This window comes from Hymenobacter negativus, assembly GCF_017571495.1.
Classification (GTDB): domain Bacteria; phylum Bacteroidota; class Bacteroidia; order Cytophagales; family Hymenobacteraceae; genus Hymenobacter; species Hymenobacter negativus.
On the sequence record NZ_JAGETZ010000022.1, the window covers coordinates 1 to 26,487 of the forward strand.

The 26,487-nt window shown below is 60.0% G+C and carries 14 protein-coding genes; 9 read left to right on the plus strand and 5 right to left on the minus strand.

The genetic code is table 11. The features are described from left to right. Positions 1-135 precede the first annotated feature (135 nt). Both gcvH and J4E00_RS27660 read left to right on the plus strand, forming a co-directional pair. Positions 136-516, plus strand: coding sequence for a glycine cleavage system protein GcvH (gene gcvH, locus J4E00_RS27655; RefSeq protein ID WP_208178599.1), 381 nt, complete (start codon positions 136-138; stop codon positions 514-516). Positions 517-549: 33 nt separating this feature from the next. Next, positions 550-2,289, plus strand: a complete 1,740-nt coding sequence (locus J4E00_RS27660) for a VanZ family protein (protein WP_208178600.1) — start codon at positions 550-552, stop codon at positions 2,287-2,289. A 154-nt stretch (positions 2,290-2,443) separates the two neighbouring features. Here J4E00_RS27660 and J4E00_RS27665 read toward each other — a convergent pair whose 3' ends face one another. Then, positions 2,444-2,980, minus strand: coding sequence for a hypothetical protein (locus J4E00_RS27665; protein ID WP_208178601.1), 537 nt, complete (start codon positions 2,978-2,980; stop codon positions 2,444-2,446). A gap of 356 nt (positions 2,981-3,336) precedes the next feature. Continuing rightward, positions 3,337-4,236, minus strand: coding sequence for a YicC/YloC family endoribonuclease (locus J4E00_RS27670; RefSeq protein ID WP_208178602.1), 900 nt, complete (start codon positions 4,234-4,236; stop codon positions 3,337-3,339). A 264-nt stretch (positions 4,237-4,500) separates the two neighbouring features. Between J4E00_RS27670 and J4E00_RS27675 the strand changes: the two genes are divergently transcribed. From J4E00_RS27675 to J4E00_RS27695, 5 genes are all read left to right on the plus strand, one after another. After that, complete coding sequence (locus J4E00_RS27675; RefSeq protein ID WP_208178603.1) at positions 4,501-7,350, plus strand: TonB-dependent receptor; 2,850 nt, start codon at positions 4,501-4,503, stop codon at positions 7,348-7,350. A 131-nt stretch (positions 7,351-7,481) separates the two neighbouring features. After that, positions 7,482-9,203, plus strand: a complete 1,722-nt coding sequence (locus tag J4E00_RS27680) for a T9SS type A sorting domain-containing protein (protein ID WP_208178604.1) — start codon at positions 7,482-7,484, stop codon at positions 9,201-9,203. 226 nt (positions 9,204-9,429) lie between these two features. Continuing rightward, a complete protein-coding gene (locus J4E00_RS27685) occupies positions 9,430-12,795 on the plus strand; it encodes a TonB-dependent receptor (protein WP_208178605.1) in 3,366 nt (1,121 codons plus the stop codon). Positions 12,796-12,943: 148 nt separating this feature from the next. Then, positions 12,944-14,149: a glycosyltransferase gene (locus J4E00_RS27690; protein ID WP_208178606.1), complete on the plus strand. Its 1,206-nt coding sequence runs from the start codon at positions 12,944-12,946 to the stop codon at positions 14,147-14,149. Positions 14,150-14,244: 95 nt separating this feature from the next. Continuing rightward, positions 14,245-15,513 carry a lipopolysaccharide biosynthesis protein gene (locus J4E00_RS27695; RefSeq protein WP_208178607.1) on the plus strand — a complete coding sequence of 423 codons (1,269 nt, stop codon included), beginning with the start codon at positions 14,245-14,247 and terminating at the stop codon, positions 15,511-15,513. Between the two features lie 23 nt (positions 15,514-15,536). On the opposite strand, the gene J4E00_RS27700 is transcribed toward J4E00_RS27695, so the two are convergent. Beyond that, positions 15,537-18,884 carry a gliding motility-associated C-terminal domain-containing protein gene (locus J4E00_RS27700; RefSeq protein ID WP_208178608.1) on the minus strand — a complete coding sequence of 1,116 codons (3,348 nt, stop codon included), beginning with the start codon at positions 18,882-18,884 and terminating at the stop codon, positions 15,537-15,539. A 216-nt stretch (positions 18,885-19,100) separates the two neighbouring features. Here J4E00_RS27700 and J4E00_RS27705 point away from each other — a divergent pair, with 216 nt between their 5' ends. Further along, positions 19,101-19,919 carry a helix-turn-helix domain-containing protein gene (locus J4E00_RS27705; RefSeq protein WP_208178609.1) on the plus strand — a complete coding sequence of 273 codons (819 nt, stop codon included), beginning with the start codon at positions 19,101-19,103 and terminating at the stop codon, positions 19,917-19,919. A gap of 56 nt (positions 19,920-19,975) precedes the next feature. Here the strand turns inward: J4E00_RS27705 and J4E00_RS27710 are convergent, their stop codons facing one another. Then, complete coding sequence (locus J4E00_RS27710; RefSeq protein WP_317196685.1) at positions 19,976-20,503, minus strand: VOC family protein; 528 nt, start codon at positions 20,501-20,503, stop codon at positions 19,976-19,978. Between the two features lie 216 nt (positions 20,504-20,719). On the opposite strand from J4E00_RS27710, the gene J4E00_RS27715 reads away from it, so the two are divergent. Further along, on the plus strand, positions 20,720-22,297 hold the full coding sequence (locus tag J4E00_RS27715; protein ID WP_208178610.1) for an FAD-dependent monooxygenase: 1,578 nt from the start codon (positions 20,720-20,722) through the stop codon (positions 22,295-22,297). Between the two features lie 161 nt (positions 22,298-22,458). Here the strand turns inward: J4E00_RS27715 and J4E00_RS27720 are convergent, their stop codons facing one another. Then, on the minus strand, positions 22,459-26,466 hold the full coding sequence (locus tag J4E00_RS27720) for a gliding motility-associated C-terminal domain-containing protein (protein WP_208178611.1): 4,008 nt from the start codon (positions 26,464-26,466) through the stop codon (positions 22,459-22,461). Positions 26,467-26,487: the final 21 nt, after the last annotated feature.

A 26,487-nucleotide genomic window follows, 5' to 3' on the forward strand; every position in this document is an offset into this window, starting at 1 on the left:
GTGAATGGCACATTTGGCTATTCACTTCCCCATTCCGGCTTTCCGGCCTTCGCGCATTGAAAAAGCCTTGCCTACTTTTGAGGCATGATGAGCTGTTGACTCATTTACTCATTCACCCATTCACTCATTGAACCGATGAACCTGCCCGCCACCCTGCACTACACCAAGGACCACGAATGGATTCGCGTTGAAGGCGACGTCGCTTACGTTGGCATCACCGACCACGCCCAAAAAGAGCTGGGCGACATCGTGTACGTCGACATCGATACCCTCGACAAAGACGTGGCCCAACACGACGTGTTCGGCACCGTGGAGGCCGTGAAAACGGTTTCGGACCTATTCAGCCCCATCACCGGCACTGTGCTCGAAGTAAACGAGAAGCTGGCCGACGCTCCCGAAACCGTTAACGCTGACCCTTACGGTGATGGCTGGATGGTGAAAATTTCCATCACCAAACCCGAAGAGTTGGCTGAGCTGCTCAGCGCCGACGCCTATGGGGAACTGGTAGGTGCCTAGCAACGCGATTTTGGGCTTAGTTTGGGCGTTGTAATGACGACTCCTCAACCAACCCAACCAATCCGCCGTCCCTACGCCGCTTTGCCGCTGCTATGGGCCACCGTGGTGCTGGTGCTCACCCTCACCCCCTCTGATGAAATGCCGCGCACGCCCGAGTGGGAGCTACTGTCGTTTGACACAGCTGCCCACGCGGGCGTGTTTTTCGTTTTTGCGGCCTTAAGCTGGTTCTCGCTGCACCGGCAACGCCGCTGGCCGCGGCTGGCTCGACACGCTGGTTTGGCCGTGCTGGTCGGCAGCTTCCTATTCGGTGCCCTCATTGAGGTGCTGCAAATGACTATGAAGCTGGGCCGCCACGGCGAATGGTCGGACCTGATAAGCGACAGTATAGGAGCGGCGCTGGCAGTGGGACTGGCCGCCGTGTGGGCAAAACGTTTAGGCTATAAACCACAACCGCTGGTAATTGCAGTTGGGCTGCTATTGGTTTCCAGCGCTATTCAGGCGCAGGATATTCCCCGCGCCCGTCACACCATCGAAGCACTTGCTTCTGATAAAATGCACGGCCGGGGTTATGTGCAACAGGGCGAGCACATTGCCGCTGGATATCTACGCAAAAGGCTAAAGGAATTGAAGCTGGAACCGTTGGCCACAAACTACACCCAGCCATTTACGCTGGATGTGAACACGTTTCCAGGACAGATGCGCTTGTCATTTACGCATAGTAGTGGGTCGTGGAAATCATACACCAATGAGTTGAGGCCAGGCCGGGATTTTATTGCCGCTCCAGAATCAAGAGCCGCATCAGGCGTTGGTACAGCTATACTGCTTGACACATTGTGCTTTACTTCGCCAAATGCTCAACGGGCGGTACAACAGCAAGCGCGCCAGTTGTTAACCAGCAGGGCCGGCTATGCTTTTCTCGTTCTCACCGCTCACAATGAGCAACGGCTGACAAGCTTGCCTGTGAGCTTACGCCAAACCCTTGATTCGTTGTCGAACCGGATATTGTTGCAGCCTAAGCTTACGGCATCACTCGCTGCATCTCAAGGTCCTGGCATCCGCATTGAAGCATTAAACAAGCCTGCCATTTGGTATCCTCAGAACGAAATTCTTGCGCTCCAGCTTGACGCCCAGCTCCTGCACAACTACCAAACCCAAAACCTCGCCGCTGTCGTTCGGGGCAGCGTTCAACCTGATTCCTTCCTCGTCGTTTCTGCTCATTACGACCACCTCGGCATGATGGGCAAGGACGTGTATTTTCCCGGTGCCAACGACAACGCCAGCGGCGTGGCGATGGTCCTGGAACTGGCCGCCCACTATGCCAAGCCCGAAAACCGTCCGGCTTGCTCCGTCGTCTTCCTGCTCTTTGGGGCCGAAGAAGCCGGGTTGGTCGGTTCGCAATACTTCGTGGCGCACCCGTTGGTACCACTCAAAAGCATCAAGTTCCTCATCAACCTCGACTTGTTGGGAACCGGTGAGCAGGGGGCCACCATAGTGAATGGGCGCGTATTTGAAGCGCCTTATCGCCGCCTCGTGGCCCTCAACGACGCACGTCATTACCTGCCCGTATTGGGAGCCCGTGGCCGTGCCGCCAACTCCGACCATTTTCCGTTCTCCGAAGCTGGAGTACCTGCCTTTTTTCTGTATACACGCGGCGGCAGCGCAGCCTACCACGATGTGAACGATAAGCCCTTGGCTCTGTCACTGGCTGGTTTTGCCGGGGCCTTTGGGCTGGTACGTGATTTTCTGAACGAAGAGGGTGCCGGCCCGAAATAATAAGTACCCGGCAGCTTTGCTTCGGCTTACGTTGAACGGTTTGCTCTAATGGGTCGATGTGCAGCTTCAGGAGAACTCGGGACAAAAGCAAAAATCGGTGGCTGAACTTTCGTTCAACCACCGATTAAGTAGCACTAGTTTGCAGATTAAAGGCTTAGCCTTTGGCTTTCAGCGAAAGCATAATTTGCTTGGCGATGGGCTCCCATTCGGGCTTCTGACGGTCGGCACAGTTGAAGGTGCAAATCATCAGCTTGCCTTCCACATCGGTGAAAAAAACCAGCGTGTAAACCTCGTGGCCCATCTCGGGCTTCATGAATTCGAGGTAGCCCACTTTGCGGTTGTTGATGTTCTTCACACCATCGCCGAACCAAGTGGCCTCCTTGTACTGCTTGTGATAAGTCTTGCCAAACGACGCGGCGTAGATGTCAACCATGTCCTGGTCAGCTTCGTTGTCGCTGTAGTTGAAGGCGAGGCTGATGAGGTTGTTATTGGTGAAAATAACGCTCGGGCGGCTTTGGGCTTTGGCATAGGCAAAGTCCATCTGCTGCTCGGTCATTACTTCGAAGCCTTTGGGAATCAGGATTTCAACGCGCTCGCTGAGCACACGCTTCTTCACCAACTCAATTTCAGATGCAGGACGAGCGGCCATCAGCAGCACTCCCAGGATACAGAGTAAAAATGTAGATTTCATGTAATGGAGGATAAGAGGGTGAAGTAACTTCAACGCTATTTGCGAACCCAAGTTAGATACAATAACGAGATATCCAACTTTGCTGCCACAAATATTGCCATAATTTTTTAAACCGAGAGGGGGGCGAAAGGTTTATTGGCAATAAATGCTTCATTTTTGGGCCATTGGTGGCTTTTTTACGCTAGGGTTATCTCATTGTCAAATCTTCAGCCAAATAGCGTTTAAAGCATTTTTGAATTGAAAAAAATAATGTAAAAATCCAATTAGTGGAAAGAAATTTCGTTGAACAGCCCTTTTGCCTAGGCGGATGATAGGGAGCACCTGTTAGACCAGTGCGAGAGTAAAGGGGATAGATACTACAAAATATTATTTAACTGCTCTTTTATTTTTTCTAGCTCTTCTTTCATGCCAACAACCAAATGTTGTACGTTGGCATCGTTGGCCTTAGAACCGATGGTATTGATTTCGCGGCCGATTTCCTGGGCCAGGAAACCCAGCTTCTTGCCCACTGTTTCATCGGGCTGGTGCACGGCTTGCTCAAAGTAAGCAAGGTGGGCAGCCAAGCGTACTTTCTCCTCGGCGATGTCGAGCTTTTCGATGTAGTAGAGCACTTCCTGCTCGAAGCGGGTCTCGTTAAAGTGCTCGTGGCTGGTGAGTTCGGCCAGGTGCCCGGCCAGACGCTGGCGCACATGCTCGATGCGGACCGGGTCGCGCTCCTCCACGGCCGCCAGCTGCTGACGGATGGTGGCCACGTAGCCTAGAATTTCGGCGGTTAAGGTGTGACCTTCATCCTGTCGGAATTGCTGGATGGAAGCCAGGGCTTCAGTAAGCAACGGCTGGAGCTCAGGCCAGGCAATTTCCTCGGCGGCGGGTTCGGCATCGCGTAGTTCGGTGGCGCTGGGTATGACGCCGGGTAGGCGCAGAGCGGCCAGCAGGGTGTCTTCGCCGGTGGTCAGGCCCAGGGTTTGGGCTATGGCTTTCAACTCATGAAAAGCGGCGATGAGGGCCTCTGTGTTGAGGGTGGCAGCGGTGCGAGTGGCGGCGGGACGCGTGAAGTCAAGGTTGAGGTTGACTTTACCACGGAGTAGGGACTTGGCCACGGCGTTGCGGATTTCCAACTCGTGGGGCATCAAGAAGCGCGGGAGGCGCAGGGTCAGATCCAGGGTTTTGGAGTTGACGGAACGAAGCTCGACGGTGGCGGTATAGGTGTCGGTTTCGCGGTGGGCTTGGCCGTAGCCGGTCATGGAAATGAGCATAAGGAGGGGCTGGGGCTGATTAAGGGCCGTAAAGGTCGTCATGCGGCGGGCTGAACACATAGCACGCAGGCAGGTGCATGGGTGCGAGGCTAAAACCTCGGACTTTTACGGCAAGGAATAAAAAGGGCAAAAGGGCCGCAAAAGTAGCCGTTGATTCTGGCCGAAAAAACGGAAAACAGGAGCATAACAATTGGATAATCCGGCGGCTATGTTGCCGTAATAAGCCCCCGGTAGCTTTGCGGCATCAAACCAACTTGTCGGTATATGCGCATTCTTTTACTGGGGTTCTTTTTGCTGTTTATGAATGGGTTGGCCTTCGGTCAGCAGGGAAAGCTGGCCGGAAAGGTTACGGACAAAAAGACCAATGAGGGAGTAATCGGGGCCACGGTTTTGGTAACGGGTACCACTCAGGCGGCCCCTGTAAACGTGGATGGCAGCTACGAGTTGCCGCTCGACGCGGGTACCTACAACATCACAGTAACCTACGTGGGCTACAAGCCGCTCACCTTCCCCGGCATAGTTATCAAAAGTGGTGAAACTACGACGCTGAATGGTCAGATGGAGGAAAGCGCTACCAGCCTCACCGAAGTGACTGTGACCGGCGTGAAGCAGACCGGCACCGAAGTAGCCCTGATTCAGGACTTGCGGCGTAGTGAAGTGGTAGTGAGTGGCATGAGCAACGACCAGATTGTGAAGACTCTGGACCGCGACGCGGCTGAAGTGGTAAAGCGCATTCCGGGCGTAACTATCCAGAACAACAACTTTATCGTGATTCGCGGCTTGGCCGAGCGCTACAATACGGTGATGTTGAACGATGCCCTCACGCCGAGCGCCGAGACGGACACCCGCTCCTTCTCGTTTGACATTCTGCCCAGCTCGGTGATTGACCGGGTGCTGATTTTCAAGAGTGGCGCTCCGGAGTTGCCGGGCGAGTTTGGCGGCGGTGTAGTGAAGGTGTACACCAAAAACTCGGTGCTGGAAAATTCTACTTCGCTCTCGGTGTCGGGCTGGGCCCGCAATACCAACACCTTTAAGGGCGGTTTCCAAAGTACCGACCACAGTTCGACCGACTTCCTGGGCTTTGATAACGGGCAGCGCGAAATGCCGGGCCTACTCAGCGACCTGAAGCCGACCGGCACGACCAGCTCGCAGGAACTGACCACTGGCCGCACGTCGCTGCGCAACGAATTTCTGCCGCGCATCATCACCTCGCGGCCCGACCTGCGCTTTTCGCTGGGCATCAACCGCAAGTTTGAGATTGGCAAGGTGTACGTGAGTAACGTGACATCCATTTCTTATTCCAACACACAGGAGCAGTACACTTCGGAACGCCAGCGCTACGATTTCTACGACCCCAAATTCCCGGACCTGATGCCACTGCCACAGTTCCGCTACCAGGATACCCGCTCGCTGTCGGCGGTGCGGCTAGGCGTTATTCATAACTATCAGGTGCGTCTGAATGACCGCAACCGGTTGGAATTCCGCAATTTTTTCAACCAGTATGGTACCGATGAAGTGGTGAACCGCCGTGGGCCCAACTACAGCGAACTGCCCGACATTGGCCTGGAACACAACGACTACAGCCTGCACTACCAGAGCCGGAGCATCTACTCGGGCCAGTTGGGCGGCACTCACGAGGTGGGCCCTGCTAACCGTACAGCCCTGACTTGGGCAGTTGGCTACAACTACGTGAGCCGCAGCGAACCCGACTACCGCCAAAACCAGCAAACTCGCCTCTACGATGCCTCGAAGCCCGGCGACCTGAACCCGGCGCCTTTTGAAGTGCAGGTGAACAACATTCCGCAAACCAGCGCCCGGTTCTTCGCCAACCTGAAAGAAAATACTTACATGGCCAGCGGCCAGGCCGAGCGCCGCTTTGCGGGCCGCGATACCCTTAGCGCCAATCTGTATAAGCTACGAGCCGGCTTCTACACTGAGCAGAAGAGCCGCGACTACGACAGCCGGTTTTTCAACTACGCCCGCGCCGGCCGGCTCGACCCCGCAATTGCCAGCCAGCCCTTGAGCACTATTTTTAGCCCTGAAAACCTGAACACGGCCAACGGCTTCGTGCTGCGTGACAACACCAACGAGTTTGACCGCTACACGGGTCAAAATACCTTATTGGCAGGGTATATAAGTGGAGTGGCTCCGCTGTCGGAGAAGTTCAACCTGAGCGGTGGTGTACGGGTGGAATACAACCGCAAGTTTCTGGAATCGGGGGCTGCGGAGAAGCCCTACGAGGAAAAGCGCACCTTCCTGCTGCCCTCGCTCAATGCCACCTACAACTTCAATGAGCGCCACTTGCTACGGGCCGGTGGCAGCATCTCGGTAAATCGTCCCGAATTCCGGGAAGTAGCGAAATATAACTACTTCGACTTCAATAATAATTTCAATATCACAGGTAATGAGACGTTGCGGACAGCTAAGATTTACAACGCTGATTTGCGCTACGAGTTTTATCCCACTCGTTCAGAAATGATTTCCGTAGGGGTCTTCTACAAGCATTTTACGGACGCCATTGAGCAGGTAACGGACCCGACCACCGGCAGCGACCTATACCTGACCTTCCAGAACGCCCCCAAAGCCTACGACCTGGGCGTGGAAGTAGAAGCCCGCAAGTCGCTGGTAGGTCTCACCGATAATGCATTTCTGCAGCATTTCTCTCTCATTCTCAATGCCTCGCTGATTAAGAGCCGGGTGCAGCTTGATGAGACGCTGGAAAGCAACACAAACTTCGCCATTACCGACCGGGCTCTGCAAGGCCAGTCGCCCTATGTGGTGAACGCCGGCCTGTTCTATCAAGACGATGAGCGCCACTGGCAGATTTCGGCGCAGTACAACGTCATCGGGCCGCGCATCTCGTTTGTGGGCGACAAGCAGAACAACCCGTCCATCATCGAGCTGCAGCGACACGTGGTGGATTTGGCCTTGACCAAGGGCTTTGGCAACCACCTGGAGGTGCGCGCCGGCGTGCAAAACCTGCTGAACCAGCTGGTGCGCCAGAACTACGACTTCGACCGCAACGGTGAAATCAACGGTATCGAGCGGGACGCTTCGTTCAACCGCTACCGTCGCGGAACTTACTCTACTTTAGGCCTTACCTATCGTTTCTAAGCCCGACGCTTAACAATAGCTTAAACTAAGAGCGATAATATGATAACGGCCGCCAGGTTCTGGTGGCCGTTCTGTTTTCGGACCTTTGCGCTACCAACTTTTGCGACTCCATCCCATCTTCATTCCTCTGTATGAAAAAGCTTATACTTCCGGTTTTGCTCGCAGTAGCCAGCCTAACTGCGCAGGCCCAATGCCCGGCAGCAGGCACCGTTGTTTCCATCGGCCTCGGCAGCACCGTGACGTCGGGCGTGGAAATCACGACCAACACCACCTGGACCAGCAATAACATCTATTACCTCGACGGCTTTGTGTATGTGAACAGCGGCGTGACGCTGACCATCCAGCCGGGTACCATCATCAAGGGCAGCTTGGCTAACAAGGGTGCCCTCATCATCCGCCAAGGCGCCCAACTCATTGCGGAGGGTACCCCGACTCAGCCCATCGTTTTTACTTCAGCTCAACCGGCCGGCCAGCGCCAGCCCGGCGACTGGGGCGGGGTGATTCTGGTAGGCCGCGCGCCCACCAACCTGCCCGCCGTGACCAACGTGGAAGGCGGTGTGGTGGCCACCTTTGGTGGCCCTTCAGCCAACCTGCCCAACGACAACTCTGGCATTGTGCGCTATGTGCGGATTGAGTACCCCGGCGTAGCATTCCTGCCCAATAGCGAAATCAACGGCCTGACCCTTTGCGGTGTAGGCGCAGGTACTACCATCGACCACGTGCAGGTGACGGGCTCGGGCGATGACTCATTTGAGTGGTTTGGCGGCACTGTGAATGCCAAATACCTGATAGGCTTGGCTGGTACCGACGATGACTTTGATACCGATAACGGTTACTCGGGTCGTGTGCAGTACGGCATTAGCGTACGTAATCCTACACGCGGCGATATCGCCACGGGCGGCGTTTCGAACGGTTTTGAGAGCGACAACGACGCCACCGGCACCAACAACACCCCGCAGACGTCGGCCGTGTTCACGAACATGAGCGTGTTTATGCCCACCACGCCGGCCGCTGCTACGCCCTTTGCCAACTCCGATGCGGCCCTGATTCGCCGCAACTCGGCCCAGAGCATCTTCAACTCGGTGTTTGCCGGCCGTCCCTTTGGCTTGCAGCTCAACAGCGGTTCGAGCGGCAATACCCTGACCAATGCCCAAACTGGCCTGCTGGCCTTCCAGAATAACGTGGTGGCTGGCTACAGCCCCCGCGTGGCCCGCGCCACAGGCGGCGCCCTGGCCGGCTTCAGCATCAACTCCTTCATCGGCACGGGCAACGACACCACCCGCACGGTAGCCGCCCTGGGCCTGAATGCCGATAACTTCGCCTTCGATGGCAACTGCGGCGCCAGCGCCTCGTGCACGCCCAATTTCAACCTGCCCGCTGCTTCGCTCCTCAACACCGGGGCTGCCTTTACCAATGCCAAGCTCACCGGCACGGGCAACGGCGGCGTGAACAGCACCATTGATGTGGTAACCTTCCGCGGTGCCTTTGGCACGACGAACTGGGCCACCGGCTGGACCAACTTCAACCCCCAGATTACCTGCTACAACGTAGCTGGCCAGGTGCTCGCCAACCGCGAGGTTGTCAATGCTCCGCTGCAAGCCCTCACCGTGTCGCCGAACCCGACCGAAGGCGCTGCTGCTAGCTTAGGCTTCGACGTTAAAACCGCTACCACTGCTACTGTGCGCGTGGTGGATATGATGGGCCGCGAAGTGGCCGTGGTACTGAACGGCGGCAAGTTGAGCGCCGGCCCGCAGCGCCTGATGCTGCCCGCCTCGCTGGTGCCCGGCATGTATGTGGCTACCGTGGCTACCGGCGATGCCGTGCAGTCGGTACGCTTCGTAGTGAGCAAGTAATGAGCTGATTCGGGGGCGCGCTGCGGCGCCTGCTGAACGAATTAAAAAGCCTGCCCCATGCATGGGGCAGGCTTTTTTTATAATCAACGTGGCAGGACTGTTGAGTAAAGCAGTGTTACCTAATTGTGACCGATAGGGCTGAGGCATAACAATTTGATTAATCAATCTTCATGTTACGCCCTTGGATATCGGGGGAACTTTGTGGCTCAAACATTTCCCCTTCATCATGAAGCATGTTTTTGGAGTGCGAGCCACCTTTTTGAGCTTGTTATTTCTGGTTATTCAACACCTGGCTGTAGCCCAGGTAACCACCTCAGCCATAAGTGGAAAAGTGACATCTGACAAGGGCGAAGAGCTGATTGGCGTGACGGTGGTGGCCACCAACGTGCCCACCGGCGTGAAGCGCGGCACCGGCACCGAGCCCGACGGCCGTTTCACCATCCCCAACTTGGCCCCCGGCGGACCTTACTCCGTGACGGTGACCTACGTAGGCTACAAAGAGCAGACCGTTACCAACGTATTCCTGACCCTGGGCAACACCACCCGCCTCAATTTTGTGCTGGCGGCCGAGGCTCAGGCCCTGAACGAGGTAGTGGTGGTGGGCAACACCCAGGCCACCAAAACCGGTGCTGGCACCAACGTAAGCGGCGCGGCCATTCAGCAGCTGCCTACCATTTCGCGCAGCATCTCGGACTTCACCCGCCTCGACCCGCGCAACTCGAACGGCTCGTTTGCCGGCAGCTCATTCCGCTACAACAACGTGACCCTGGACGGCGCTGTGAACAACGACGCCATTGGTTTCTCGCCCTCGCTGGGGGGCCAGAGCGGCACCAGCGGCCTGCCCGGCGGCTCGGCCCGCTCCAACCCGATTTCACTCGATGCCATTCAGGAAATTCAGGCGCAGGTAGCGCCGTATGATGTGAAGCTGGGCAACTTCACTGGCGGTTCGGTGAATGCCGTGACGCGCTCCGGCACCAACGAGTACACCGGCTCGGTGTATGCCTATGGCCGCAACCAGTCGGTCACCGGCAAGAGCATCGACGACGCCCGCAGCAAAATTGGCACCGATTACCACGACTACCAGACCGGCTTCCGGCTGGGTGGGCCCATCATCAAGAACAAGCTGTTCTTCTTCACCAACGCCGAAATTGCCCGCCGCCAGGAGCCGCAGTTCTACGGCGTGGGCCAGGCCAATTCGCCGGTGACGGCCGAGTTGGCCCAGCAGATTACCAACAAGCTGCAGAACACCTACGGCTACAACGTGGGCGACTACGGCAACTACAACATCCACGCGAACAGCAACAAGATTTTTGGTCGCCTCGACTTCAACCTTGACGACAAGACCAGCATAGCACTGCGCCATAACTACATCGGTTCCGAAGCTACCAACCTGGAGCGCTCGGGCAGCTTGTTCAAGTTTGGCTCGCAGGATTTTACGCAGCATAACGTGCAGAACTCGACGGTGCTGGAGGTGAAAAGCAACTTCAGCAGCAAGCTGGCCAACAACCTGATTCTGGGCTACACCAACATTCACGACTACCGCGACCTCATCGGCGGCCAGGCTAACCTGTTTCCGGCCGTGCAGATTAACTCGGTGAGCACCAACGCGGCGGCTAATTTCGGCGGCGGCTCGAATCAGATTCTGCTGGGCTCCGACCGCGAGGCGAGCATCTTCAACACCCGTCAGAAGACGTTTGAACTGACCGACAACTTCACGTTCTACACTGGCTCGCACGCCCTCACGGTGGGCACGCACAACGAGTTCTACCACATCGACTACGGCTTCATCAACTCCTGGAACGGCCGCATTGAGTACAACAACGTGGCGCAGTTCCTGAACGACCAGCCCAACCGCATCCGGGGGACCTACAACAAGACCGACAATTCCTACGCCTACAACTATAACAACCCCTCGGCCGCGTTCAACATCAACTTCTACAGCGCCTACGTGCAGGACGAGTGGAACGTGAACGACAAGCTGAAAATCACGCCCGGTCTGCGTTTCGACATTTCCTCGCTGCCCACCAAGCCGGCCCTGAACTCGGACCTGGTGAACAACCCGCAGAACGATGCCAATACGCTAAACCAGACCTACTCGCACACCGCCTGGAAGGATTTGAACAACGGCTATCTGGGCCAGGTGCAGATTTCCCCCCGCTTGGGCTTCAACTACGACGCAAACGGCGACCAATCATTTGTCATTCGCGGTGGTTCGGGTGTGTTCACGGGCCGCGTGCCGTTTGCCTGGTTCGGCTACGCCTACTACAACAACGGCGTGAACTTCAACTCGGTTGACTTGAACAACATTCAGCCCAGTACGACTTCGACCACCGGCCCGAAGTACCTGCTGAACTCGAACCCCAACCAGATTTACGCCCAGTTGCCGGCCTCGGCCCAGAACACCACGGAGGTAAACCTAGTGGACAATAAATTCAAGATGCCACAGGTGTGGCGCTCGTCGCTAGCCTTTGATTTTAAGCTGAAAACCGGCACGCGCTTCTCGGTAGAAGGTCTCTACACCAAGACCTTGCAGGATGTGAAGTTTGAGAACATCAACCTCGCTGATAACGTGACTTACCTCACCCAAGGCCCCACTGAGAGCCCGCGCTACGGCGCCGCTGGCTTCGGTTCGAAGGTGAACTCGAACTTCTCGAACGCCTTCTTCCTGACCAACACCCAGAAGGGCTACCGCTACCAGCTCACCGGCTCGGTGGGCCAGACCCTGAACCAACTGCTCGACGTGAGCGTGGCCTACACTTACGGCAAGAGCTACGACATCAGCAACGGCATCCGCAACTCGCCGCAGAGTAACTGGGAGCTGAACCCTGCTCTGAATGTGAACGACCCGGCCCTGGCCTACTCCAACTTCGACCTGCGCCACCGCGTGGTGGCTTCGCTGAACCTGCACAAAACCTTTGCCCAGCGCTTCACCGGCTACTTCACCTCTGTGCTGACCTACGCCAGCGGCTCGCCCTACACCTGGGTGTACAACAACAACTTCCTCGGCAACGGCCAACAGAACGTGCAGCTGGCCTATATCCCGGCTTCGGCTTCGGATATTACGCTGGTTAACAAAGGCGCTGCTCCCATCACCACCGCCAACCCCAACGGCTACGGCCTCGACGCCAGCGGCGCGCAGTATGCCGCCCTGAGCAGCTTCATCGACGGCGACAGCTACCTGAAAACCCGCCGCGGCGCGTATGCCGAGCGCAACGCAGGCCGCACGCCCTGGAACAACCAGGCCGACATTCGCCTGATGGTAGAGGCCAAGCTCGGCAACCTGGAGCCCAACGAAGCCGGCATCGCGCCCAAAGGCCATACCATCCAGATTTCGCTGGACATCATCAACTTCGGCAACCTGCTGAATAAGGATTGGGGCCGTCAGTACTTCGTGCCGAACACCTTCAACTCGACGGTAGGCACCGGCCTCACGCAAGTGGGCTTTGCCGATGCCGCCGGCAACGTGCAAGCCAACTACAGCGCCGCCACTTTCAACAAGCCGGCCTTCACCTACGGCACGCCGGCCACCTATTCCATCGACCAGCTGGCTTCGCGCTGGCAGGGCCAGTTGGGCCTGCGCTACTCGTTTTAGCGGTCGGTGATGAATGGTTAGTTAACCTTCGCCAAAACATCGAACAAGCCGGCCCTGATTTTCAGGGCCGGCTTTGTTTTTAGGGCTGCTGCTTGCCGAAAGCCTAGCTTTGTAGTTAAACTAACCAATAATCATTAACCACTAACCGTTGAAGACGCCGCGCGTTTTGCACCTGCCCAAGTGGTACCCGCACCGCTACGACGACCAGGACGGCGACTTCGTGGCGCGGCACGTGGCGGCCATTGCGGCGCACGGCGGGGTAGAAGGCGCAGTGCTGTTTGCCACCGTGGCGCGCGGGCCACTGCCGGCCCTGATTGACTCGGAAGAGGATTTCAGTGGCCCGGTGCCGACGTTGCGCTACTACTACCGCGCCGCACCCACCGGGTTAGGTTTCGTTGACAAGCCGCTGAAGCTGCTGCTATATTTCTGGTGTCTGTTGCGGGGGTACCAGCGGCTACGGCAGCACTGGGGCGGCCAGCGGCCTGATTTGGTACATGTGCATGTGCTGCTACGCACGGGCCTGTTTGCCTGGGCGCTGAAAGCGGTACGTAGCATCCCGTTCATCGTCACGGAGCACTGGACGCTGTATTTACCCGAACGAGCCGGCGGCATTTCCTGGCTGCGGCGGGTGCTCACGCGGGCTGTGGTGCGGCGGGCGGCGGCGCTGCACACCGTGTCGGACGGCTTACGGCGGGCTATGGCCGCACTAGGCTTTGTGAACCTGTACTCGGTCGTCATCGCCAACGTGGTGGATACGGAGCTTTTCCATCTCGGCCAGCCAGCCGGTTATTCAGCTGTTCATCCCTTCACGCTGCTGCACGTTTCGGCTTTTCACGATGCGGTGAAAAATATATCCGGGGTGCTGCGCGTGGTAGCGCAGCTACGGGCCAGGTGGCCGGAGTTGCGCCTGCGCATTGCCGGTTATGGGCCCGATGAGCAGCAACTCCGCGCTTACGCTGCCGAGCTAGACCTGTTGGCTGATGGTGCTGTGACTTTCCTGGGCAAGCTGCCGCACGAGGCAGTGGCTGCTGAGATGGCGCAGGCTACCGCGCTGGTTTCGTTTAGCCGGGCCGAGACGTTTGGTTGCGTGCTGCTGGAGGCGCGGGCCTGTGGCTGCCCGGTAGTGGCCACGCGCACGGGCGGCGTGCCAGAGCTTTTTATCCCGGAAAACACCTTCGGTCTGCTGGTTAATCCAGATGACGAAAAGGGGCTGGGAGAGGCCTTAACCAGTGTTTTGTCGGATACTTTTGTCTTCGACCCGGTATTGCTGAGGAACGATGCGACGGCTCGGTGTGCGCCAGCAGCTGTGGAGCAAGCATTCGGGCAATTGTATCAAAAAGTATTAAACGAGTAATAAGAGTACAGTATCGGTACAAAAGCCTTGGTTTGGGTTATGGCTGCGTTGCTTTTTCGACTTCTCATCCATTTCCAACTGGGATTCCTGTTCGCATGATAAAACGCATCCTCCAGCATTTTGCGGCACGAGTCCTCACGGCAGGGCTCAGCTTTGCGGTGGTGTGGCTCACGGCGCGGTACCTGGGGGCAGCGGGGCGCGGGCAGGTCAGCTTGTTTTTTACCGATGTATCGGGGCTGGCGCTGCTGGCGGGGCTGGTGGGCGGCTCCTCGTTGATATACCTGGTGCCGCGCCGCAACGTGTGGCTGCTGCTACGGCCCGCCTACGGCTGGGGCGTGCTGGTGAGTTTGGCCGGGGCAGCTGTGGTAGGCCTGTTGCGGCCGGTGGGGCTGGCCTACGTGCTGCATCTGGGCGCAGTATCGCTGATACAAATTCTGCTGTCCATCAACGTGCTGCTGCTACTGGGGCGGCAGCGGGAGCGGAGCTACAACGCGCTGACTACCGTTCAGGCGGCGCTGCTGGCGGTAGCTTTGGCGCTGGCTTTCGGCCCGTTGCGCTGGCTTTCGGTAGAAGCGTACTACTACGCCAACTACCTGGCCTACGGGCTGCCGTGGCTCATGAGCACGGGGCTGCTGCTGCGCCTGCCCGATACCTGGCGCCACCGCCGCCTGCGCCGCCGGGCCACGGCCCGCGAGCTGGCTCGCCACAGCCGCGGCGCCCACCTAAGCAACCTGCTGGCTTTTGCCAACTACCGCTTCAGCTATTATGCCGTGGCGTACCTGGTCGATACGCAGGCGCTGGGAGTGCTGTCGGTCGGTGTGGCGCTGGCCGAGGCCATCTGGCTGATTCCGCGCAGTACTTCGCTCATTCAGTACGTGGCCCTGGTAAATGCGCCCGACAAGCGCCGGCAGACCCACGCGGCGCTACGTGGCAGCCGGCTCACGCTGCTGGCCACGGCCGGCGCGGTGCTGGCACTGGCCGCCGTGCCGGCCAAATGGCTGGCCGCCATTTTCGGGCCGGAGTTTGGGATGGCGCACGGGGTTATTCTGGCGCTCGCACCGGGCATTCTTATCAACGGGGCGGGCATGCAGGCCAGCACCTATTTCGCCGGCACCGGCCAGTATGGCGTGAACAACCGCGCCACGCTGCTAGGGCTGGCCACCACCGTGCCGCTGTGCCTGGTGCTGGTGCCGCGCTTGGGCATTGTGGGGGCAGCGCTAAGCATGTCGGCCTCCTATGCGGCGGGCGTGCTGTACCTAGTAGGGCGCTACCGCCGCGCCATTGAGGCCGAATGGTATGATTTGCTGCCCGGTTGGGAGGATGTGCGCGGGGTGGCGCTTCGCTTAATGAGGAATGAGGAATGAGGAATTGCTCATTAAGCGAAGCGTTACCGCACTACTTCCACGGTGCCTTTGAGGCGGTGGCCGTCGGGGTAAACGGCTAGGTAGTAGTACACGCCGCTGGGCAGTCCGTCGGCAGCCCAGTTGTCGTGGTAAGTGGAGGACTCGAATACCTGCTGGCCCCAGCGGGAAAAGATTTGCAGGCGCGGGTAGCAGTCGGGCCCCAACTGGAAGGTTTGGTTCTGGCCATCGCCGTTGGGGGTGATGATATTGGGCACCTTCTGGGTTTTGACTTCTACCACGGGCAACGTGGCCTGCACTTCGCAACGGTCGGTATTGTAGCGCAGGCGCACGCGGGGCGTGAAGCTGCCGGCCGTAGTGTAGGTGTGCGTAGGATTGAACTCCGACGACTGGGTGCCATCACCAAACTCCCAGACTGGTGTGGGCGAGGCCGGCAGCCCGGTACCGTCCAGGGTGAAGCGCAGCGTGAGGGGCGACAGCCGGTACTCGGGGCAATTGGTGCTGGCCCAGGTAGGCTGGAGCACCGGTTCTGGCGCTACCGATATCTGCCGCCGGGCATTACCCGAGCAGAGCGTGGCGGAGGTGATGGTATAGGTCAGCGTTGTAGTGCCCGAGAACCCGGCCGGCGGCGTGAACGTGAAGCCCGTGGCCACGCTGCCTGTCACCCCCAGGCCGGTGAAGATGCCGCCCGCTGGTGTGCCCCGCAGCCGAAACGACTGCGTGCTGCCGGGGCACAGCACGGTATCGGCGCCTGCATTGGCGGGCGGCAGCACGGTTACCAGGCGGGTGTCGGTGGTGGTGCATTGGCCGGTGCCAACCAAGGTGTAGGTCAGGGTTTGGGTGCCCACCACCGCGGCTGAGGGGGTGAATGCAAAGCCAGTGGCCACGCTGCCCGTCACGCCTACCCCGCTCCAGATGCCACCTGCCGGCGTGCCCACCAACGGCAGCGGCGTAGTGGTCACGCACAACGTCTGGGGCGGTCCGGCGTTGGCTATGCCGGGCTGGAAGTTGAGCACGAAAGCGGCGTTGTTGCAGCTCGTGCCGAAAGCCGTGCCGCTGTTGTTGGTGGCCGAGTAGGTGTGGGCACCCGATGGAATTGGGAAGCCCGTGGGCGAAAAGCAAGAGCAAACCGCCTGGTACACAATGCCGCGCGGGTCGAAGCGCGAGGTGCCGCCGTCGACGTGCTCGCCTTCGGCGGCGGGGTCTACCAGGCCGTAATAGGTGGCGTAAGCCAGGTTGGTGAGGCCAGCCGAGAACTGGGCCAGGTAGAAGTCGTTGCCGTCGGTGGTGGGTTGCACCGCGTCGGTGGTCACGGGCAGGCCGGTGGTGGTGCCGTTGGCCGACTGGTACAGGTAGGTGGTGGGGAAGTTGGGCAAAGTGCGGCCGTTCACCTGGCCGCCCCAGCCGCACACGTACACCCGGTCGCAGCGGTCCACCAAAAATGCCGTGGGGTCGAGGCTGATGAGGTCAAAATTATCCGGGTCGGAGCTGCCAAACGAGGTAGACAGCAGGCTCTGGCTCAGGTCGGCGCTGAGCTTCTGAATGAACTGCGTGCCGTTGGTAGTTCGAAAAACGCCCGGCGAAACTGGGAACGAGCCCAGCGTCTGGCCCAGCAGGTACACCCCGCCATCGGTGCCCAATTGCAGGAAATAGGCCTGGTCGTAGAGAGAGGTGCCTACGTAGGTGGCCCGCAGCAACCCCGTGCCGCTGGCCGAAATCCGGGCCACAAAGCCGTCCACATTGCCGGGCCGGGCGGTGATGTAAGCGCCCGTAGTAGTGGGAAAGTTGGGACTGAGCGTGCCACCAGCCACATACACGTCGCCACTAGCCGGCTCAATCTGAATCGAATACGCGGCATCGGGCCCGCTGCCGCCCAGAAAGCTGCTCCAGGTCAGGGCCGTGAGGTCGGGGCTGAGCTTGCACACCACGCCGTCGGAAGTGCCGCCCCGGTAGGTGCTGTTGAAGCCGCGGGCCACCGGGAAATTGGGGGACGTTGTGTGCGAGGCGATGTACACGTTGTTGGCCGCATCGGTCAGAATATCGCCCCGAAACGGGTCGCCGTAGTTGTGCGACAGCTGGGGCGTGGGGTTGAAGGGCGAGACGTTGACGTTCAGCGGAAGCAGGCCGTCGTTGCCCGAGCCGCCCAGATACGTAGAGCCCACCACCCCCGTGCCCGCCGCATTAAGCCGGGTAACCACCAAATCGGAGCCGTTGGGCGAGTCGTAGGGCGCGCCGTAGCCAAACGGGGCGGCGCTGCTGCCCCCGCCGTAAACGCGCTGGAAGGCTCCCGAAGTGATGGGGTAATTGGTTGAGCCCGACGAGCCCAGTATCAGCAATTCGCCCAGGCTATTCACTACCAGGCTGTGCGGAAAATCGGCGCTGCTGCCGCCGATGTAGGTGGCCCAGGCCCGCGCCGCCGGCCCGTTCAGGCTGGTGTTGTACTTGATGATGGCAATGTCAATCAGGGCGGCGAAAGTGGTTTGGAAGGCGCCCGGGCTGGTGGGGTAGCCCGGCCCAAACGCAATGCCGCCCGAGTACAGGTTGCCCGCGTTGTCATAAGTTGCCGTGAAGCCCCAGTTGTCGGCCGTCGAGCCCGAGTAGGTCGAAAACACCACCACCGGGTCGATGGTCAGCGGGCGCGAAACATCATACGCGCCCAGCGCGAAGCGCACCACCGGGCCACTGAGCACGTAGCGGCAGGGCACGGGCTGGCGGCGGCCGGCGGCATCGGTTTGCCAGGCCCGCGGGGCGCGCTCGGTGATGCGGCCCACGCTGGTTTTCACCAGCAGGCTGCCAGTGGCGGCATCCAGGCTCACGCCGTCGGTGCCGTCGTGGCGCAGGGCAATGGCGGCCGGGTTGGCCCCCGCCGCCAGCTCAAAGTCGTATTCGAGGTGCTGGTCGGCGCTTTCGTAGACGCGGGCGTTCACGCCGGGCCACAGGCCGGCGTAGCGCAGCGCGCGGTAGCCGCGCACGTCGCTGGCCCAGTGCTTGGGGTCAGCCCCCAGAAAGTAGTTGCGGTGCTCGGCCGTGGGCATTTCGGCGGTGATGGTGGCCGGCGCGGCCCCATCGAAGCGCAGCGTGAAAGCGTGGCCACGAATGGTTTTATCCGGAGCCGGCGCGTCCTTTTTCGGCCGGCCCTGGTGGCCGTGCTGGGCGGGGCCACCATCGGCCAGCAGGGCGAAAGTGAGGCCGGTGGTTTCGGCAAAAAGCCGGCCGCCGGGCAGCGGGGCCTCGTAGCGGGCACGGGCGTCCCACTGGCCTTTGTTCTCAACGAATTCCAGCGTGCGCCCGGCCTGCCCGGAGTGGGTGTCGGCCTGCGCGTTAGCGGTAAAATTGAACAGCAGTCCAGCTTCGAGCAGTAGCAGTAGCTTCATCCGTGGTAATAAAAAGTGCGGTGGGTGCTCATAAAGATAAAGCCCCGGTAAGCAGACACTACGCGGACAGAATATGGTTTGTTGAGGTCTGCCGCCCAGGGCGCGGGCAGCACGAAAGGCTGCCTTGAGCCGGCCGCCACGCCGCGCCGCATTCCGCTTGCATCTGTAATGTGCTTCTTGTGGCGCGAGCGGCCCGAATAGATTACCTTTCAAGCAATGCAGCACCAAGAATTTGCCCCGCCTGAAGCGCTCCGGGATACCATCAAGTGCTTTTGGCACAACCGGCAAGAATTCGGAGAATCACCGGCGAGCTTTGAGGTGGTGCCGGATGGCTACGCTGAAATTATTTTTTATTTCGGAAGCACTTGCAGCATATCTGTCAACGGAAGCTGGCAGCCCTTGCCCTCCCCGTTTATGGTGGGGCTGCTCAATCAGCCGGCGCTTTTCAACACCGGACACCGATTGGAAATTATCGGTGTCCGGTGCTTTCCCTGGACCATATTTGAGCTGCTCAGCCTGCCATCCGGCCAGGACGGCGTGCGCATCGTTGAGCACCCCATTGCCCAGCTGCAAGCCTCGTTGGCCCACTGGGTTCAGGCGGATAGAATACCGGAAGCGGTGGCGCAGCTAGCCCAGTATTTCCTGCAAGCCCGGTCGCGGATTGCCGATGACAACACGCTGGTTAAAGCAGGCGCTGCGTTGCGGGAAGCCAACGGCATCGTGCCCGTAAGCCAGGTAGCGGCAGCGGCCCATGCCACGGTTCGAACCCTGGAGCGAAAGTTCAAGCAAGCGGCTGGTTATACGGTGAAAGACGTATCCAGCCTGATGCGCTTCGAGCAGGTCCGCAACCACTTATGGCAGCACCCGCGGGCCAGCCTGGCTGGCTTGGCGCAGGAGCTGGGCTATACGGACCAGGCCCATTTGAGCCGGGAGTTCAAGCGCTACAGCGGCACGACGCCCGCGGCATTTGCCCGAAAAGCAAGGAAGGGGAAACCAGCAGCAAGCTCCGATTTTATCGCATTCACCCGGAGCTGACTACTGCTCAGAATGCTCAGGATAACAGCTACACATTGCTGCCGAATGGCGTCCGCTCATTTTGTGGTCTGACTTTCCATCTCAACGCCGAGTTTTTCATATTCGATGTCGTTGGGCTCCCATAGCTCCACCTTGTTTCCCTCGGCATCCAGGATGTGGACGAACTTCCCATAATCGTAGGTTTCGATTTCGTCCACGATGGTCACGCCTTCCTTTTTCAGCTCTTCAACAAGCAATACGAGGTTTTCGACGCGGTAATTAATCATGAAGTCTTTTGAGGAGGGCGCGAAGTAGTTGGTGGCAGCTTCAAACGGGCTCCATTGGGTAAAGCCTTTTTGGCTTGCGTCGGTGGCCTGTCTCCACTCGAATACTGCGCCGTAATCGTTGGTGTTCAACCCGAGATGGGTCTTGTACCACTCCCGCATCTTGTTGGGGTCCTGGCATTTAAAAAATACTCCCCCTATGCCTGTTACTTTCCTCATGTTGGTATAATGGTTTGACGTGACACTGATTAAATCGTTGAAGGCAAAGCCAAGTCCAAATGCCACAGCAAGTGCAAATGAGATTAGTATTGCCTTTTTCATGGTGCTAAAATTATGGAATAATATTGATTCAAACGACTATCTATCAGGGTATATATTTTTTATCCTGACTAATTATAGCGAGGCGCTGAATGCGAATGCATTGCCCCATCATGCCATACACGGTTACCAGCGCGTTGGAAAACAAGTCTGCGGTACGCCCCCATTTTGTCGCGTTTATACAAGCCTGGCGCCAGCGCTTACCGGAGCTTTGTGTTCATGAAAGCTACTCCTGAAAACGCGCAAGCTGCGTCAAATCAACCTGTTTATGATGTTATTATTGCCGGCGCCGGGCCAGTCGGGCTGTTTCTGGCCTGCGAGCTGGCGCAGGCCCGCTGCTCCGTGCTGCTACTGGAAAAGGCGGAACAGCCGCATTCGCCCCTAAAGCGGCTACCGTTCGGGATACGGGGGCTCAATGCCCCATCTGTGGAAGCACTCTACCGCCGGGGACTGCTGCAGGAGCTGAAGGTTCCCAAGCAGGTTAGCAGTCCGCATGCCGCCTCGCCGACTGGCCAGGGCGCAAAGCCCAAGCGGGGCGGCCACTTCGCCGGTATTCAATTTGATGAGACGATGGTTGACGCCGCGCAATGGCCGTATCGCCTGCCCAGCTCAACCGCTGTTCAACTGGTTTCGGAGCTGGAAGAGCTGGAAACGGTGCTGGCCCGCCGCGCCGAAGGCCTGGGAGTTGTAATCAGGCGCGGGCTGGCCATTACCGCTGCGCAGCAGACTGCAGATGGGGTGACGGTTCGGGCCGAAGACCGTTCGTGGGAGGGCAAATGGCTCGTCGGGTGCGATGGCAGCCGGAGCGTGGTACGGAAGACGGGCGGGTTTGAGTTCGCCGGCACGGAGCCGGAATTCACCGGCTACTCGGTCCAGGTCGACATCGCCGACCCCGAGAAGCTCCGCCTCGGCCGCAACGTAACCCCCACCGGTATGTACATGCAATCCCAACCGGGTTACCTGATACTGCAGGATTTTGATGGCGGAGCAGCCCACCACGCTGGCCAGCCCGTCACGCTTGAATACATACAGGAGCTGCTGCGCCGCATCTCGAACACCGACGTCACCATCAGCGCCCTGCACATTGCCAGCACCTGGACGGACCGCGCCCGGCAGGCCACCGCCTACCGCAACGGACGCATGCTGCTGGCCGGCGACGCTGCGCACATTCATTCGCCGCTGGGCGGTCAGGGGCTTAACCTAGGGCTGGGCGATGCCCTGAACCTGGGCTGGAAGCTTGCCGCTACCATCCACGGGCAAGCGCCGGCTGGCTTGCTGGACAGCTACCATACCGAACGGCACCCCATTGGGGCGCAGGTGCTGGATTGGTCACGCGCCCAGGTTGCCATCATGAACCCCGCACCGGCTGCGCGTGCGCTGCATGCCATCGTCCGGGACCTGATGAGCACACGCGACGGGGCCACCTATTTTGCCGGGCGGGTGTGGGGCGTCTCCACGCACTACGCCCTCGGTGGTGCCCACCCGCTAGCCGGCCGCAGCATCCCCAATTTTGAGTTCGAAGACGGGACCACGATTGGTGAGCTGCTGCGTGATGGCCAAGGGATACTGCTTGATTTCGAGTCGAATAGTTCCTTGAAAACCCTGGCAAGCGAGTTCGGTAACCAACTGAAGTACATTGCGGGCCAGGCGAAAGACCAGCTAGGCCTGAGCGCCGCCCTGATACGGCCCGATGGAATTGTCGCCTGGGCTTCCGACCACGCCCCGGATAGCACCGACCTTCAACAAGCCGTCGCCCGCTGGTTTGTGGGTGATTCAGGCAGCAGTCGGGTTAAATAGCCCGAAGACAGGTTTGCCGTAAAATACTGTTTAGAGCAATAAAAGCCGCGTAGCAGTGACAGAGCCAGTTGGGAGTCTGTCACCGCTACGCGGCTTTGTCTTCTGGGCACTTGTGCGCCACAAACCTGTCTTCGGGCTGTGGCTCTTCAACGGCGGAAGGCCTAGCGCAGCACTTCTACCCAGCCTTTCACCCGGTGACCGTCGGCGTAGGTCAGGAGGTAATAATACACGCCATCGGGAAGGCCAGCGGCGTTCCATTCGTCGTGATAGGCGGCCGACTCAAATACCTGCTGGCCCCAGCGCGAAAACACCTGGAAGCGGGCTTGGCAATCGGGGCCGAGCTGGAAGGTTTCGTTCTGGTCGTCGCCGTTGGGAGTGATGATGTTGGGCACCTTGCGCTCCTTGGTAACCACAGCCGGCAGAGTACTTTGAATCTCGCAGCGGCCCACGCTGTAGCGCTGCCGTAGGCTGGGCCGGAAGCTGCCCACCGTGGTGTAGGTGTGCACGGGGCTGGTTTCGGTAGAAGTGGTGCCGTCGCCAAAATCCCACACCAACGCAGTGTAAGGTGCCGCCGAATTGAGCGGTACCTGAAAGCGCACCGTGAGCGGTGCCAACCGGGTTTCGGGGCAGACCAGTGGCGTCCAGGAGGGCACGCCGTCTGGCACGGGAGCAATGGAAACGCGTCGCACGGCCGTGGCCACGCAGCCGCCGTTTTCCACCGAATACGTCAGGCTGGCGCTGCCCGTGAGCCCGGCCGGCGCAAACTGGTAGCCAGTGGTGGGGCTGCCGGTCACGCCCGGCCCGGTCCAGGTGCCGCCCGCCGGCGTGCCCCGCAGCCGAAACGCCTGTGTGGTGCCGGGGCATAGCACAGTATCGGCGGAGGCAAATGCCGTGGTGTTATTGGAAACCACCACGTTCATGCTGGCCGCATATGAGCAGGTAAAGTCGTTGATTCGGTAGGTGAGGGCGTAAGTGCCCACGCCATTGACGGGCAGGAAAGAGTAGCCCGAGCCGCTGAAGCTCACCCCTGGCCCGCTCCAGACGCCGCCGGTTGGGGTAGCCGTCAGGGGCTGGCGGGTGGTATTGTTCACGCACAGCGGGCCCAGCGGCGTGAGGCGGATGCCCGGGTCCTGCACCACCGTAAATGACATGGTAGCCGCGCTAAGGCAGGTCTGTGATGACGAGTTGGGCGCTTCGGTTCGCACCGAATAAACCAGAGCGTTGACGCGCGGCATGCCCACCGTAGGCGTGAACACAAAGCCTGTGGCCACGCTGCCCGTCACGCCCGGCCCGGCCCAGGTGCCGCCCGCCGGGCTACCCGTCAGGGCAACGGGTGCGGCGGGCATGCACAGGGTTGTAGAAGGGCCAACTGATACGAAGACCACCCGCACCTGCTGGCTTACGGCTACGGTGCAGCCGTTGAAGGAGGTGTAGGTGAGCGTGTGAGTGCCTGCGCCGGCCAGCATGGGGTCGAAAGTATTGTTCACCACGCCCGGCCCGCTGAAGGTGCCACCGGCCGGACTAGCCACCAGCGCCACCGCCGGCAGGGCCGGCCCCAAGGCAAGGCGGCAGAACACGCCCGTGCCCACCGGCGCAAACGTGACCGTGGGCGGAGTACCCACCACCATGCGGCGGGTATCCACGGTGGAGCACAGGCCGGTGCTGGCCACGGTATAGGTCAGAATTTGGGTGCCGAGCAGGGCCAGCGAGGGCGTGAATACGAAGCCTGTGGCCACGCTGCCCGTTACGCCCGTGCCGCTCCACACACCACCGGCGGGGGTGCCCACCAGTGCCACCGGCCCAGCCGTGGCGCATACCGATTGGTCGGAGCCCGCGCTGGCAATGTTGGGCTGGAAGTTGAGCACAAAGGCTGCATTGTTGCAGTTGTTGCTGTTGTTGGTGGTCGAGTACGTGTTGACGCCGCCCAAAATGGGGAAGCCCGTGCTGCCCCCGCAGGCACATACCGCCTGGTACACCACACCGCGTGGGTCGAAGCGAGCCGTACCGCCATCCACATGGTCGCCGATGCCGCTCGACTGACCAAAGAACGTAGCGTATTCCAGGGTGGTAAGGCCGGCCGAAAACTGAGCCAGGTAGAAATCGTTGCCATCGGTCGTGGTTTGCCGGGCACCGGGCGTGGTGGGTAGGCCTGTAGTGGTGCCGTTCAGGCTCAGGTACGTGCGGCTCTGGTTGGAGCTGCCGCCCCAGCCGCACACGTACACCCGGTCGCAGCGGTCCACCAGAAAAGCCGTGGGGTCGAGGTCGATGGTGGTGCGCCCACTGCCGAACACCGTGGCCAGCAGCGTAGCCCCCAAATCGGCCCGCAGCTTATGGATGAACTGCCGCCCGTTCGCGCTGGTGTACAGGCCCGGCGTGGTTGGCCACGCGCCTACCGTCTGGCCCAGCACGTACACCCCGCCGTCGCTGCCCAATTGCAGGAAATAAGCCTGGTCGTAGCCATTGGTGCCCAGATACGTGGCCCGGCTCAGGGTCAAGCCATTGGCTGCAATGCGAGCCACAAAGCCGTCCACATCGCCGGCCTTCGTGGTCCTGTAAGCTCCTGAAGTAGCTGGGAAGTTGGTGCTGAGTGTGCCGCCGGCCACGTACACATCGCCGCTACTCGGTTCAATCTGAATAGAATAGGCCGCGTCCGAAGCCGCCCCACCCAGAAAGCTACCCCAGGTCACGGCCGTCAGGCCGGGGTTGAGCTTGAGCACGAGGCCGTCGGTGTCGCCGCCCCGGTAGGCCCCGCCCAGGCCCTGCCCACCCAGCGGAAAATTGGCCGAAGCCGTGTGCGACGCCACGTACACGTTGTCGGCCGCATCCACCAGGACATCGCCCCGAAATGCATCGCCGTAGTTGTGGGCCAGCTGCGCGGTGCTGGCCAGGTTTACGGGCAGTAGCCCGTCGTTGGCGCTGCCGCCCAAGTAAGTTGAGCCCACCAGGGCACTGCCGCTGGGGTTGAAGCGCGTCAGCACCAGGTCGGAGCCGTTGGGCAGCGACTCCGCCGCGCCGTAGCCGTAGGGGTCGGCGTAGGTGCCGCCCGCAAAGGTGCGCTGCACTACGCCCGCTGTGGTAGGGTAGTCGAGACTGGACGTCACGCCCAGCAGCACCAGCTCGCCCTGGTTGTTCACCACCAGGCTGGTGGGGAAATCGGTGCTGGCCCCGCCCAGGTAGGTGGCCCACACTCGGGCGCCCGGCCCGCTCAACGCGGTGTTGTACTTGATGATGGCAATGTCCGTCATGCCCGCAAACGTGGTGCGGAAAGCCCCCGAACTGGCTGGATAGCCCGTCCCAAACACAATGCTGCCCGAGTACAGGTTGCCCTGCGCATCGTAGGTCGAGGTAAACCCCCAGTTGTCGGCAAACGACCCGGTATAAGTCGAAAACACCACTACTGGGTCGATGGTCAGTGCGCGCTGCTGGTCGTAGGTGCCCAGCGCAAAATGCACGGTGCCATCAGCGGCCAGCTGGTAGCGGCAGGCCACGGGCTGGCGTCGGCCGGCGGCATCGGTTTGCCAGGCCTGCGGGGCCCGCTCGGTGATGCGGCCCACGCTGGTTTTCACCAGCAGATTGCCGGCCGCGTCCAGGCTCACGGCCTCGGCGCCGTCGTGGCGCAGGGCAATGGCGGCCGGGTTGACCCCCGCCGCCAGCTCAAAGTCGTATTCGAGGTGCTGGTCGGTGCTTTCGTACACGCGGACATTCACACCGGGCCACAGGCCGGCGTAGCGCAGCTCGCGGTAGCTGCGCACGTCGCTGGCCCAGTGCTTGGGGTCAGCCCCCAGAAAGTAGTTGCGGTGCTCGGCCGTGGCCACGGCGGGCAGCAGCCGCGCCGTAGGTGCCGCGCCCACAAACCGCAGGGTCACGGCGTGGCCGTGCAATACCGAGTCAGCAGGTGTAGCCGCCGGGTGCTCGCGACCGGCCTCGTGGCCGTGGTGGGCCAGCGCCGGTGCATCGACTAAAGCGAAGGTCAGGCCATCGGTTTCGGCAAAAAGCCGGCCACTGGGGAGGGCTGCCGCGTAACGGGCCCGGGCATCCCACTGGCCTTTGTTCTCCACAAACTCCAGCGAGGCATCGGCTGCGCTGGAATGTGAAGTGGGCTGGGCAAAAGCCGGGGCAGCCAGCGTAGCAAAGAGTAAGGCACTCGTAGCGAGTAGGGGTAGATTCATCAACAATTAATAAGGCAGAGG

Coding starts and splice junctions, on each gene's coding strand:
- J4E00_RS27715 (WP_208178610.1), top strand. CDS start 20,720: ATGAAAGCTACTCCTGAAAACGCGCAAGCTGCGTCAAATCAACCTGTT.
- J4E00_RS27695 (WP_208178607.1), top strand. CDS start 14,245: ATGATAAAACGCATCCTCCAGCATTTTGCGGCACGAGTCCTCACGGCA.
- J4E00_RS27665 (WP_208178601.1), bottom strand. CDS start 2,980: ATGAAATCTACATTTTTACTCTGTATCCTGGGAGTGCTGCTGATGGCC.
- J4E00_RS27680 (WP_208178604.1), top strand. CDS start 7,482: ATGAAAAAGCTTATACTTCCGGTTTTGCTCGCAGTAGCCAGCCTAACT.
- J4E00_RS27685 (WP_208178605.1), top strand. CDS start 9,430: ATGAAGCATGTTTTTGGAGTGCGAGCCACCTTTTTGAGCTTGTTATTT.
- J4E00_RS27670 (WP_208178602.1), bottom strand. CDS start 4,236: ATGCTCATTTCCATGACCGGCTACGGCCAAGCCCACCGCGAAACCGAC.
- J4E00_RS27710 (WP_317196685.1), bottom strand. CDS start 20,503: ATGAAAAAGGCAATACTAATCTCATTTGCACTTGCTGTGGCATTTGGA.
- J4E00_RS27675 (WP_208178603.1), top strand. CDS start 4,501: ATGCGCATTCTTTTACTGGGGTTCTTTTTGCTGTTTATGAATGGGTTG.
- J4E00_RS27720 (WP_208178611.1), bottom strand. CDS start 26,466: ATGAATCTACCCCTACTCGCTACGAGTGCCTTACTCTTTGCTACGCTG.
- J4E00_RS27660 (WP_208178600.1), top strand. CDS start 550: ATGACGACTCCTCAACCAACCCAACCAATCCGCCGTCCCTACGCCGCT.
- J4E00_RS27700 (WP_208178608.1), bottom strand. CDS start 18,884: ATGAAGCTACTGCTACTGCTCGAAGCTGGACTGCTGTTCAATTTTACC.
- gcvH (WP_208178599.1), top strand. CDS start 136: ATGAACCTGCCCGCCACCCTGCACTACACCAAGGACCACGAATGGATT.
- J4E00_RS27705 (WP_208178609.1), top strand. CDS start 19,101: ATGCAGCACCAAGAATTTGCCCCGCCTGAAGCGCTCCGGGATACCATC.